The organism is Luteolibacter algae, from assembly GCF_042683045.1.
In the GTDB taxonomy this organism is placed as follows: domain Bacteria; phylum Verrucomicrobiota; class Verrucomicrobiia; order Verrucomicrobiales; family Akkermansiaceae; genus Luteolibacter; species Luteolibacter algae.
In genome coordinates, this window is record NZ_JBHUIT010000003.1 from 398243 (window position 1) to 409307 (window position 11065).

Consider the following 11065-nt stretch of genomic DNA (forward strand, 5'->3'; position numbering starts at 1 on the left):
CACTCGTTTTTCTTTGCGGCGGGGCTCATGTCATCTAGCTTCGCCGCAGAATGACAGCCGAGCTCCAAGACCTTTTCAAGTTTCTCTCGTTTCCCAGTATCTCCACAGATCCCCGGCACAAGACGGACGTCTTGGACTGTGCGAACTGGGTAGTGGAAAAGCTCAATGGAATGGGCTTGGAGGCTATGCTTCACGAAACGCCGGGACACCCTATCGTCATCGCAAAAAATCAGCACGACGCTTCCAAAAAGACGGTTCTGATCTACGGCCACTACGATGTCCAACCGGCCGATCCATTGAATCTGTGGGATAGCCCTCCTTTTGCTCCGGAAATCCGTGAGGGAAAAATCTGGGCACGCGGCGCAACGGATAACAAAGGGCAAATGCTCGCGCACGTTCTGGGAATCGAAAAAACCCTGGCGGAGAAGGGTGAGCTACCCGTGAACCTCATCCTACTCTTCGAAGGTGAAGAAGAGATCGGCTCTCCAAACCTTGCACCATTCCTGGAAAGCCACAAAGACGAGCTGAAATGTGATATCATCGCTATTTCCGATACCGGGATGGTTGCTCCGAACACCGGCACCCTGGGATACGGCTTGCGCGGCATCGCCTGCGCGGAGGTGAAGATCACCGGCCCGGCCCGCGATCTTCATTCCGGCCTTTTCGGCGGGGCCGTAGCCAATCCGGCGACAGCAATCGCGCAATTGGTCGCGTCCCTCCATCTCCCGGATGGCACGGTAGCGATCGAAGGTTTCTACGATAGCGTCCGGCCCTTGGAGAAATGGGAACGTGAAATGTGGGCAAAGGTCCCGGGCGTGAAAGATGAGGATTTCCAGAAGGTCACCGGTGCGCCCGCTCTATTCGGCGAGCCGGGCTACAATTCCGCCGAACGCACCTGGGCCCGGCCGACTGCAGAGGTCAATGGAATCGGTGGTGGCTATCAGGGCGAAGGCTCGAAGACCGTCCTGCCTGCGGAAGCTTTTGTGAAACTCTCTCTCCGCCTAGTCCCGGATCAAGAGCCACAAGTCATTCTCCAGCAGTTGAAAGCTCACCTCGAGAAACATTGTCCGCTGGGAGTAAAGCTGGAAATCGAGCTCGGTCACGATGGTAAACCCTATGCCTGCGATCCACATTCAGAATTCGGAAAAGCCGCTCAACGCGCCTTGAAAGCAACTTTTTCGGGAGAGCCAATGCTAATCCGCGAGGGTGGCTCGATCCCTATTGTCCAGGCATTCCGGGAGATTCTTGGCACCGATACCCTGTTGCTCGGACTTGCTCTTTCCGATGCGCAGATCCACTCGCCAAACGAAAGTTTCCCGGTAGAAAATTTCGAAGCCGGCATCCGGCTCAACCGGGTGCTCCTCGAAGAACTTGCCAAATAATCCATCTGGCATTTCTCACCCTCTCTCAATATATTCACGTTCATTTTTGCGCCTAGAAAATCTTCCCATGTCAGAAAACCAGAAACTCGATTTCATCCGGGAAATCATCGCCAACGACCTCTCCACCGGTAAGCACGAGACCATCATCACCCGTTTTCCGCCGGAGCCCAACGGTTACCTGCATCTTGGTCATGCGAAATCCATCTGTCTGAACTTTGGTATCGCCCAGGAACACGAAGGAGCGAAGTGTCATCTGCGCTTCGACGATACAAATCCGGAAAAAGAAGAAACGGAATATGTCGAGAGCATCAAAGACGATGTGCGCTGGCTTGGCTTTGACTGGGGAGACGATCTCTATTTCGCCTCAAACTATTTCGAGTTTCTATACGAATGCGCCGTCGACCTGATCAAAAAGGGGCTGGCTTATGTGGATGAGGAAAGCCCGGAGGAGATCAAGCTCCACCGCGGAAATGTCCAGACCCCCGGCACGCCGTCAAGATTCCGCGATCGCACTCCCGAGGAGAATCTCACGCAATTTGCCAAGATGCGGGCTGGAGATTTCAAAGAAGGCGAAGCGGTTCTCCGTGCGAAGATCAGCCTCACATCATCCAACATGAACATGCGTGATCCAATCATGTATCGCATCATGCACGCGGCTCACCATAACACCGGAAATGACTGGTGCATCTACCCGATGTATGACTTCGCCCACCCGCTCGAAGATGCCCTGGAACACATCACCCACTCGCTTTGCACACTGGAATTCGAGAACCATCGTCCACTTTATGACTGGTTCATACAGAACTGCCCTGTTCCCTCACAGCCACGCCAAATCGAGTTCGCACGGCTGAGCCTGACTTACACGATCATGAGCAAGCGCAAGCTGCTGCAACTCGTAAAAGATGGTCACGTCTCCGGCTGGGATGATCCCCGCATGCCTACCATTTCCGGTATTCGCCGCCGTGGATATCCGGCGGAAGCCGTGCGCCATTTCTGCAAACGTATCGGCATCACCAAGTATAATGGCACCACCGATGTCGCCCTGTTGGAACATGATATCCGCAATCATCTCAATGCCACAGCCCCTCGCCGGATGGCGGTTTTGGATCCATTGAAAGTGATCATCGAAAATTTCCAGGAGGAGCCTGCCGATGAGCTTGAAGTGGCAAACCACCCGCAGGACGAGACGGCAGGAAATCGCATGGTCCGCTTTTCCGAGGAGATTTTCATCGAGCGCGATGATTTCCAGGAAGTCCCGGAGAAAAAATATTTCCGTCTCGCTCCGGAGAAATACGTGCGCCTGCGTGGCGGTCCGATCATCCAATGCATCGGCTACGAGAAAAACGATGCGGGCGAAGTCCTCCTAGTGCGTGCAAAGCTTCTTCCGGACACCACCGGGAAAGACTCTCCCGAGGGAGTCGTCTGCAAAGCCGCCATCCACTGGGTCGACGCGAAATCGGGAATCGATGCCGAAGTCCGGCTCTATGACCGTCTTTTCACAGTAGAGGATCCTGACGCGGCTGAAGGTGGCTTCGTCAGCGTGCTGAATCCGGAATCCAGCAAGACAGTGCAGGCGAAGCTAGAGGCTTCCCTACTCCTCGATTTACCGGGCTTTTCCTGCCAGTTTGAACGCATGGGCTATTTTGTCACAGATTCGAAAGACCATATCCCCGGAGAAAAAGCTGTATTCAATCGCACCGTTGCCCTGCGCGATTCATGGGGAAAAGGCCGCTAATCCTCCGGAGAATCACCTCCGGAGTCCGCACCTGGAAGATGAAGCATTTCGATCAGAGGAGGCCTTCTCTGATCGATCCACAGGCTATTGGAGCGACATGCACTCATTCCGGGTTTGGGACGTTTTTTCCCCGCGAAACCCTGTGGAAACTCTTGCACCTACCGCATCCTCCGTGGCAAGGAGACTGCTTCGAACAAGAAAATGGAAAGCAATACCTCCCCACGCGTAGCCACATTCGCCGAACCCGATATCGTGCTGATTGGCGGCGGTATCATGAGTGCCACGCTCGGAATACTTCTGCACAAGCTGGATTCAACTCTCGAAATCCAAATTGTCGAAGCTCTCGCCGATGTCGCCCGAGAAAGTTCCAACCCGTGGAACAATGCAGGCACGGGCCACGCAGCATTGTGCGAGCTGAACTACACGAAGGAGAATGCTGATGGTTCCGTGGATATTTCCAAGGCTCTTGAAATCAACGAGGCTTTCGAGCTCTCGAAACAATTCTGGGCCTATCTGGTGAAAAGCGGAATCTTGCCGGAGCCTGCGGAATTCATCACCGCCGTCCCGCACATGAGCTTCGTTTGGGGGGAGGAAAACAGTGCGTTTCTAAAACGCCGCCATCAAGCCATGTCCGCCCATCACTTCTTTTCGGGAATGGAATTTACAGGTGATCCGGAGCGCATCAAAGAATGGGCTCCACTACTTTTGCATGGCCGGGACACAGAGGAAAGCATCGCCGCCACCTTTGCCCCCGGCGGCACGGATGTAAACTTCGGCGCGCTCACCCAGGCACTTGTGGATTTCCTGGAATCAAGGGAAAACATCAAGCTGGCGACCCATCATCAGGTGCGCGATATCAAACGCGAAAAAGACGGACGCTGGCACCTCACTGTGCGGAATCTCGACAAAAGCATCAATCGCTCGATAAAAACTCCTTTCGTCTTTGTGGGGGCAGGTGGAGCCTCGCTTCCTCTCCTCCAGAAATCTGGTATTCCGGAAGGCAAAGGCTTCGGCGGATTTCCCGTTAGCGGCCAATTTCTCGTTTGCGACAATCCTGAGCTAGCAGAGAAACATCAGGCAAAGGTCTACGGAAAAGCTGCAGTGGGTGCACCACCGATGTCGGTTCCGCACCTTGATACACGCGTGATTGATGGGAAGCGCTCCCTCCTCTTCGGCCCTTTTGCAGGCTTTTCTCCTAAATTCCTGAAATCGGGATCACTCTTCGATCTTCCAGGCTCTGTCCGGCTCAACAATCTGGTTCCACTGCTGGCGGTGGGAAAAGATAATATGGATCTTACGCGTTATCTGATTGAGCAGGTCATCCAATCCCCTCAGGACAGGCTGGATGCACTGCGCGAATTCTTCCCCGATGCGAAGTTGGAGGATTGGCATCTTTCCACTGCGGGACAGCGCGTCCAGATCATCAAGCAAGATGAAAAGGCAGGTGGGAAGCTCCAATTCGGCACCGAGATTGTGGCTGCGGCGGATGGTTCGCTCGCGGCTTTGCTGGGCGCCTCGCCAGGTGCTTCCACAGCCGTGGACGTGATGGTGGAGATCATCGAAAAATGTTTCCCCGAGCGTCTTGAGGACTGGAAACCTTCGCTCAAAAAAATGATTCCTTCCTATGGGCACAGCCTTTCCGCAGAGCCTGATTTATACCGTAGTATACGCGAGGAATCCGATCTCACCCTTCAGCTCAGGTAATCAGACTTCATTTCCAGGAAGCGACGCGAATTTATATAGAACGTTCGTGGATCAACAACATCTTTCCCCATTTCCGTAGATCCCCTCAAAAATTGCGCAAAATCTGCATTTTTTTTCGCGTAAGAACCTTATATTTTTGGAGTTTTTGTTTACGATATCGGTTCGATCCTCAGGCTCCCAGCCTTTCTCACCAACCGAAACATCCAAAAAATATGTCAAAAACCAAACTCATGATCACCGCTGCCTTCTGCGGTATGATTCTTCCATCCTTCGCGGCGTTATCTGTTCCCGTCGGTGGTTTTCAACCCCGCTTCAAGCTCGACGGTGCAGGCGGCAACGGATCCAGCACCTTCACAATGGCCCAGTCTGCTGAGGGCGTTTTCAATATCACCTACACTGGAACAATTGCCGATTTCGGCCTCACGACCAACGCCGACGAAGCGCGTCCATTTATCTTTTTCGGCCAAGGTGCCACGGGAACAGCCGCCAATTTTGTCTATATTGACAACATTTCGCTGACAGTCGGCGGTGCCGCCATTTGGACGGAAGATTTCTCAGGAGCCACACTTGGCGCGACTTCCGGAAACAATCAGAATCTGACAGGAACAACCATTCAAACAGCAAATGCCCTGAGCTCTGAAGTCGTAGCAGCACCTGCGGCCTTCACGAGTGGATCCGGCAATGTCGCACTTCTGAGTCTTAACGCAGCGAATGAATTCGCAGCTATTCGTTCATCAGACAACCCGATAGACTTCAGCAGCGTTCCAAATACGACGGCATACACAATGAGTTTTGATCTCTACATCGTTCCGGAGCCCTCCACGGCTCTTCTCAGCTGCCTTGGGGTGCTCGGCTTGCTTCGCCGCCGTCGCTAATTTTTTGTGTGATTATAGGATATTTCCGACGGGTTCCGCCATGTGGTGGAACCCGTTTTTTTATCCGCAAATCTTTCCGGGGCGCCCTTTTAAATGAGCACCATTGCCAGAGCAGCCACCATCATCGCAGCTCCCAATAGTTGCCTGCCGCTCAGCCCACCCTTTCCCTGCCCTTTGAGGACCCATATTCCCCATACGAAAAATACCGCCATTACCCCGCGCGTGCTGTAAGCGATATTGCTAAGCGCTGGCTCGCCGAACTTGCTGAAGGCAATATTCACCACCAATGCCTGCAGACCCATTGCAATGCCTGCCCCAGCGACAGGCCAGGCGCTGACGGAATTTCCGAAAACATCCCGCACATCTTTCCATCTCGGGTGCAACATCCCGATCGAGAGCACCCCCGCCGTAGCCATCATCAAAATCAGCCAGCGTGCGGCGCCGATTTCGTTGCTTTTCCATCCGGTCAGAAAATCATTTGTGCCAAAAATCAGACACGCCACAAGGGTGAGCCAGACTGTCAGTCGATTCTCCTTCCATCGTTCCGCAGTCGCCCCCGCGACGAGATAGACCGCAATGGCTGCAAGCACCGCCCCACCAATCAGCCCGGCCCCGGCTTTCTCCAATCCCACTCCAGCCGAGAGAATCGCCACGATCAAGACCTTGAAGCCCAAAGCAGACGAATGAACCACAAGATCTCCCTTTCGCACCGACTGCACCGAGAACCACTGTCCCCAAAAATAGAGGATTCCGTTGAAGACAGCTAACGCATCCACCGGATGAAATCCTTCGGAAAAATCCGGCTTCAGATAGATTCCAAACACCGCCAGCGTGATGAGATTTGCCACTCCCAAAACCACCGGCAACCTTATCCCCTGCCGGGTGGCTCGTTGAACCATCGCTCCCAACAAGGGATGCAATGCAGCCCCTATCAATGGTAAACCTATCGCTCCAGACCATGCATCCACCCCCCTGCGCTAACTCTCAAGACATCTGCGGTCAACCTCTGCCTGATATCCGCCGCAAACATTTACCACTTGGCGAGCGCCGATCATGCGCCAGTTTCAGTCATGCAAAATAATATCGAGCGAGTTCTCGTGGACGAAGAACTGATTCGCAAACGCTTGGACACCATCGCCAAGGAAATCGAAACCGATTTTCCGCAAGGTCCGGTCATCGTCATCATTCTACTCAAAGGTGCGCTGGTTTTTGCTGCAGATCTTCTGAGGCGAATCCCACGCGAGCTATCCATCGAGTGCTTGAATGTTGCCAGCTATCACGGCGGCGTGGAGAGCTCCGGAAATGTCGATTTTCTCGATCTCCATTTCCCCGAGGTGGAAGGAGCCCACGTCCTACTCCTGGATGATATTCTCGATACCGGCCGCACCTTGGCCGCAGTTAAGAAACGTCTCCTGGAAGAAGGAGCCACAGCAGTGCATACCGCCGTGCTATTATCCAAAGACAAGACGCGGGCCGAGGAAGTGGAAGCAGATTATATAGGATTTGAGATCGGTGACGAATTCGTCGTCGGTTACGGTCTCGATTATAAAGGAAAATACCGGAATCTCCCATACGTGGGTGTGCTGAAGCTATCGGCAGCCGTCTGACAGACAGGCCAGACATTGAAATATCCCAGCACTTCGGCAAAAAAAATCCCCGCAATCTAAATTGCGGGGAAATGGTCGGGACGGCCAGATTCGAACTGACGACATCCTGCTCCCAAAGCAGGCGCTCTACCAGGCTGAGCTACGTCCCGTGCCGGGGCGGCGAAGGTGATCTGAGACGACCAATAACGCAAGTTTATTTGTCATCATTTTTGAAAAAAATTTCAGCTCAAAATTCGCCTTTGAAGGAACAGCGTGCGGTGGGTGTTTCAAAGATGACGATCTCTGCCAAACCGGGCAATTGCGGGGCGAGTTTCTTCCAAAACCACCCGGCTAAAATCTCGATGGTGGGACTTTCCAAGCCTTCGATATCATTCAGGTAACCGTGATCGAGCTGCTCCAGAAGAGGGTTCATCGCATTGGAGATGAGTTTATGATCGTAAACCCACCCGATTTTCTCATCGACCTTGCCTTCGATCGAAATCTCCACCTTGAAGCTATGCCCGTGCATCTGCCTGCATTTATGATCTTCAGGCAGGGTTGGCAGGGTGTGCGCTGCCTCAAAACGGAATTCTTTGGTGAGTCTTGCTTTCATGTGCTGGAAAAACTCTTACCTCACTTTTTGCCAATAACGAAAGCAATCCCGATATTTGTGATGGATTTGGGACCCGGGGAACGTAGATTTCCTCGTGAGAATTAAACATCAGTTCATTGCCATAGGACTCGCCGCTGTCGCTCTGGCATCGTGCAAAAAACAGGAAGTTAAAAACTCCTACGGCCCGGAAACCAAGGACGGCATGGTAAAAATTGAAGGAGGTAAAACGATCATGGGCTCCACCGGAGAGTTTGAGACGCCTTACGGAAAGAAAGTTTTTCCTGAAGAATCTCCCATGCGTGAGCTGGAAGTCAGCAGTTTCTGGATCGACGAGACAGAAGTTACCAACCGGGAGTTTGCAAAATTTGTGAAGGCTACCAATTACGTCACTTACGCCGAGCAGGAAGCTGACATCAATGAATTCCCCCCTGAAGCGCATCAATACCTGCCCCAGCCCCCCTTCAATCAGGGAGCGATCGTTTTCACATCTCCGAAAGAATTTCACGGAAAGATCGAAGACCCGAATTCCTATATGCAATGGTGGAAATGGGATCCCAATGCCAATTGGCGCCATCCGTTGGGCGAAGGCTCGGACATTGTCGGAAAGGAAGATCACCCGGTGGTATGCGTGAACTATGATGATGCAAAAGCTTATGCCGAGTGGGCTGGCAAAAGATTGCCGACCGAAGCCGAGTGGGAGTTTGCCGCCCGCGGCGGATTGAAAGGGAAAGTTTATGTCTGGGGAGACGAGCTCAAACCCGGCGACAAGTGGATGGCGAACACCTTCCATGGAACCTTCCCCACCAACGATACGGCGGAGGACGGATTTGCTGGTTCCGCTCCGGTAAAGTCCTATGAACCGAATGGCTACGGACTCTATGATATGGCAGGAAATGCCTGGGAGATTTGCTCTGATTTCTACGATCCGGAGTATCGCTCAAAGTGTGAAATGTGCGATCCTGATGGACCTGAAACATGGATCAACCGCACTTCGGGCCGTAAAAACGATGGAGCACCAAATTATGTGACAAAAGGTGGCTCCTTTCTCTGCCATGTTTCCTACTGTATGAGATACCGACCTGGTGCACGTCATTCATTGGAAAATGATTCACCCTCTTGCCATACGGGCTTTCGCTGCGCCCGTGATGCGAAATAGATCAGCCATATAACTCTTACTGCGGGATCAAAAACTCCCGCAGTAAGTCCGTTGCCCGGGCTGTTCCAGCCGTTCTCAACGGGCCATCAGACGGGCGACATGTTTGGCAAGCATGTCGCCTTCCAAGTTGACCGGATCGCCTACCTTTGCTGTCGCGAGACAAGTATGTGTAAAGGTATGCGGAGTGATCCAGAAAACCGCCGATGTGGAGCGGAGCTCGGCAATCGTAAGAGAGATTCCACTGATGGCAATCGAGCCCTTATCTACACATAATCCGTGGATTTCTGGTGTTAGACTTACCTCGACGATGAGATCCTGGCCATTTTTCTCCAGGGCAAGAATTCTTCCCACAGCATCGACATGGCCTTGGACGAAATGACCTCCCAAGCGATCACCGACACGCAACGCACGTTCGAGATTTACCACCGAGCCTGCCTGCAATGCCCCGAGGGAAGTGATCCGCAGGGTTTGGGCGAGAACGTCGAAGACGACTTCCCGGGACTTCAGCTCCGCTACTGTCAGGCAGCAGCCGTTTATTGCGACGGAGTCTCCAAGCGCGAGCTCTCCGGCAAACGGGATCTCCACGCAAAGTTTAGCCTGTTCCCCAAGGGTTTCCTTCGAAACGACTCTTCCCAATGCTTCGACAAGTCCTGTAAACATATTACCGATTATATAGAAGTTTCCAGCACCAAGGGGGCGCTGGCGGAGAGAGTGGGATTTGAACCCACGGTGAGTATTACCCCACGTCCGATTTCGAATCGGGTGCCTTAGACCACTCAGCCATCTCTCCTGTAGGTCGCGGACGCGAAAAGTGATCCATCAGAAATCAGATGTAAAGCTCACAATCCAGCAGTTCCCGCAAAAAAGAACGGCCTCCGGAATACCCAGACTTGTCAGACTCCGCTATTCAAGCATGTTTCATATAAATATATGCATATCGAATTGGAAGGCCTATCCAAAGCTTTTGGACCAGTTAGCGCGCTAAAAGAGTTCGATATCACGATTCCGGACTCCTCAATCATCGCTTTGCTTGGCAAGAATGGCGCAGGAAAATCCACTTTGTTAAAGATACTTGCAGGCCTTCTGGTGCCCGACAAAGGAACCATTAGATATGATGGACAGAACTTTTCTCGTGAAAATTTGGACCTGAGAAAGAGACTATACTTTACCCCGGATATTCCGCTGCTTTTTCCGGACCACACCAGTGCGTGGAACATCTCCACTTTGACAAAACTCTATGGAAAAAGCATTCAGGGGAGAGAAGAGCACCTTACTTACTGGCTGGAAGAAACCGGCTGTGCGGCGCTGATTAATCGGACAGTGGGCCTTCTCTCGCGGGGCCAGGTATGGAAAGTAAATCTAGGATGTGTCGCCGCGATCGAACCAGAACTCTGGTTAGTGGACGAGCCATTCGCCTCCGGTATGGATGCGATAGGAATGGCCGCATTCAGGCAGCTTGCCACCCATCTTTCCAAACAGGGCAGCACTATAATCTACACAACTCAAATGGTGGAAATGGCGGTTGATTTCTCGGATCATGTCTGCGTGATCCGGGAGGGAGATAAAACTCTTTGGTCTCCCAGCAGCGAACTGAGATCCCGCATTGATATGGATCCGGAAGCTGCGAAACATATCTTGCTTGCTGACAGGAATTTCCGATGAACTTCCAAAACCACCAATCCGAAAAACTTCTGATCCAGCTTGCACAAGCTGCCCGTAAGAGAGAAGCCATTGCCAGCAAAGACGGAAGCTTGTTGCGCAGGATCTCCGGACGATTGTTGAATTTGTTATACGCAGGGCTATTCTGTATCTATTTGAACACAGTTCAGACCTATCTTTGGAACGAGGTAGTTTATGGGGTATTGGTCATGATTGCTGCCTACCTATTAAATATCAGCTTTGAATTAACGGCTCATAGGATCGGCTTTTATACCACTCTCGTAAATCTACCTGGCCTGACCCCAGAAAATCGGACAGCTCCTTTTTAGAGTTCTTGTGGTAAAACCACTGAAAC

General features: G+C 52.4%; 11 protein-coding genes and 2 tRNA genes. 8 read left to right on the forward strand and 5 right to left on the reverse strand.

Features of this window, described 5'->3' with window-relative positions; all coding sequences use genetic code 11:
- The first annotated feature begins 50 nt into the window (after positions 1 to 50).
- The 4 genes from ACFSSA_RS05900 to ACFSSA_RS05915 all read left to right on the forward strand — a co-directional run bounded on the left by ACFSSA_RS05900 (position 51) and on the right by ACFSSA_RS05915 (position 5696).
- Positions 51 to 1382 carry a dipeptidase gene (locus tag ACFSSA_RS05900; RefSeq protein ID WP_386819224.1) on the forward strand — a complete coding sequence of 444 codons (1332 nt, stop codon included), beginning with the start codon at positions 51 to 53 and terminating at the stop codon, positions 1380 to 1382.
- A gap of 67 nt (positions 1383 to 1449) precedes the next feature.
- Positions 1450 to 3117, forward strand: coding sequence for a glutamine--tRNA ligase/YqeY domain fusion protein (locus tag ACFSSA_RS05905; protein WP_386819226.1), 1668 nt, complete (start codon positions 1450 to 1452; stop codon positions 3115 to 3117).
- 201 nt (positions 3118 to 3318) lie between these two features.
- A complete protein-coding gene (locus tag ACFSSA_RS05910; protein WP_386819228.1) occupies positions 3319 to 4821 on the forward strand; it encodes a malate:quinone oxidoreductase in 1503 nt (500 codons plus the stop codon).
- A 212-nt stretch (positions 4822 to 5033) separates the two neighbouring features.
- On the forward strand, positions 5034 to 5696 hold the full coding sequence (locus ACFSSA_RS05915) for a PEP-CTERM sorting domain-containing protein (protein WP_386819230.1): 663 nt from the start codon (positions 5034 to 5036) through the stop codon (positions 5694 to 5696).
- A gap of 89 nt (positions 5697 to 5785) precedes the next feature.
- Here the strand turns inward: ACFSSA_RS05915 and ACFSSA_RS05920 are convergent, their stop codons facing one another.
- Positions 5786 to 6664, reverse strand: coding sequence for a hypothetical protein (locus tag ACFSSA_RS05920; protein ID WP_386819232.1), 879 nt, complete (start codon positions 6662 to 6664; stop codon positions 5786 to 5788).
- 102 nt (positions 6665 to 6766) lie between these two features.
- Between ACFSSA_RS05920 and hpt the strand changes: the two genes are divergently transcribed.
- Positions 6767 to 7303: a hypoxanthine phosphoribosyltransferase gene (hpt, locus tag ACFSSA_RS05925; RefSeq protein ID WP_386819234.1), complete on the forward strand. Its 537-nt coding sequence runs from the start codon at positions 6767 to 6769 to the stop codon at positions 7301 to 7303.
- A 72-nt stretch (positions 7304 to 7375) separates the two neighbouring features.
- Here hpt and ACFSSA_RS05930 read toward each other — a convergent pair.
- Positions 7376 to 7452: transfer RNA gene (locus ACFSSA_RS05930), tRNA-Pro, on the reverse strand.
- A gap of 77 nt (positions 7453 to 7529) precedes the next feature.
- Positions 7530 to 7895: a 6-carboxytetrahydropterin synthase QueD gene (gene queD / locus ACFSSA_RS05935; protein WP_386819236.1), complete on the reverse strand. Its 366-nt coding sequence runs from the start codon at positions 7893 to 7895 to the stop codon at positions 7530 to 7532.
- 94 nt (positions 7896 to 7989) lie between these two features.
- Here queD and ACFSSA_RS05940 point away from each other — a divergent pair, with 94 nt between their 5' ends.
- Complete coding sequence (locus ACFSSA_RS05940; protein WP_386819238.1) at positions 7990 to 9051, forward strand: formylglycine-generating enzyme family protein; 1062 nt, start codon at positions 7990 to 7992, stop codon at positions 9049 to 9051.
- Positions 9052 to 9126: 75 nt separating this feature from the next.
- On the opposite strand, the gene ACFSSA_RS05945 is transcribed toward ACFSSA_RS05940, so the two are convergent.
- Together ACFSSA_RS05945 and ACFSSA_RS05950 are read right to left on the reverse strand one after the other, a co-directional pair.
- The gene (locus tag ACFSSA_RS05945) at positions 9127 to 9711 is read right to left on the reverse strand and encodes a riboflavin synthase (protein ID WP_386819240.1); all 585 of its coding nucleotides are present in this window, start codon (positions 9709 to 9711) and stop codon (positions 9127 to 9129) included.
- Positions 9712 to 9751: 40 nt separating this feature from the next.
- Positions 9752 to 9841 (reverse strand) — tRNA-Ser (locus ACFSSA_RS05950).
- A 140-nt stretch (positions 9842 to 9981) separates the two neighbouring features.
- Between ACFSSA_RS05950 and ACFSSA_RS05955 the strand changes: the two genes are divergently transcribed.
- Both ACFSSA_RS05955 and ACFSSA_RS05960 read left to right on the forward strand, forming a co-directional pair.
- Positions 9982 to 10713: an ATP-binding cassette domain-containing protein gene (locus tag ACFSSA_RS05955; RefSeq protein WP_386819242.1), complete on the forward strand. Its 732-nt coding sequence runs from the start codon at positions 9982 to 9984 to the stop codon at positions 10711 to 10713.
- The gene (locus ACFSSA_RS05960; RefSeq protein ID WP_386819244.1) at positions 10710 to 11039 is read left to right on the forward strand and encodes a hypothetical protein; all 330 of its coding nucleotides are present in this window, start codon (positions 10710 to 10712) and stop codon (positions 11037 to 11039) included. Before ACFSSA_RS05955 ends, ACFSSA_RS05960 begins: the two co-directional genes overlap by 4 nt.
- Positions 11040 to 11065 lie beyond the last annotated feature (26 nt).